The organism is Pseudomonas sp. UBA4617, assembly GCF_002386445.1.
Classification (GTDB): domain Bacteria; phylum Pseudomonadota; class Gammaproteobacteria; order Pseudomonadales; family Pseudomonadaceae; genus Aquipseudomonas.
The window spans coordinates 17,228-17,948 of record NZ_DGIR01000020.1 but is presented as its reverse complement, the minus strand read 5'-3'; the positions used below and the strand labels follow the sequence as shown (position 1 = coordinate 17,948).

The window sequence follows — 721 nt, the reverse complement described above, 5'->3', positions numbered from 1 at the left end:
GGTCTGGGGGCCTGTGCGGCCGAGCGCTGCCTGTGCGGCGCTCGGCCGCACAGGCGCTGAGCAGGTCGTCGCGGCGAGCCCCTGGTACCCTGAACCCGACGCCGACCGGCGGATTCCGAGCAACGAAAGCAAATTACCACCCGATTGCAGTTGCTCCACGCGACGTGGCGCCTTAGACTTCCGCCCCCTGTAAAAGAGTGCCGGTTGGCGCTTGAAGAATTCCGCCACCGATGCCAAGGCGTCGGCAGCATATGAATCGCCCAAATGCACATTTTTTCATAGAGAAATCGATGACCAAGGAACAGTTGCTGGCCATGTCGGCCGATGACTACATGAACGCTGAGCAGCTGGCTTTCTTCGCTAGCCTGCTGCAGGCGATGAAAGTCGAAACCCATGAACGCATCGAGCTGAGCCGCGCCACCATCGAAGGCCTGGACACCCCGTCGGACCCTGCCGACGTGGCTTCGGTCGAAGAGGAGCGTAGCTGGCTGGTAAACGCCATTGACCGCGACCAGCGCCTGCTGCCCCAGCTGGAAATGGCCCTCGACCGGATTGCCGACGAAAGCTTCGGCTGGTGCGATGACAGCGGTGAGCCGATCGGCCTGAAGCGTCTGCTGATCAGCCCGACGACCAAGTACTGCATCGAAGCCCAAGAGCGCCACGAGCAGCTCGATCGCCACCAGCGCCAGGTGTAACCCCGCGCGATGTGCCAAAGCCCCAC

General features: G+C 62.6%; 1 protein-coding gene. It reads left to right on the top strand.

What is annotated here, in order from left to right; translation table 11 throughout:
* Positions 1 to 290: 290 nt before the first annotated feature.
* Positions 291 to 695: a TraR/DksA family transcriptional regulator gene (locus B4L76_RS07825; RefSeq protein ID WP_296231665.1), complete on the top strand. Its 405-nt coding sequence runs from the start codon at positions 291 to 293 to the stop codon at positions 693 to 695.
* The last annotated feature ends 26 nt before the right edge of the window (positions 696 to 721 follow it).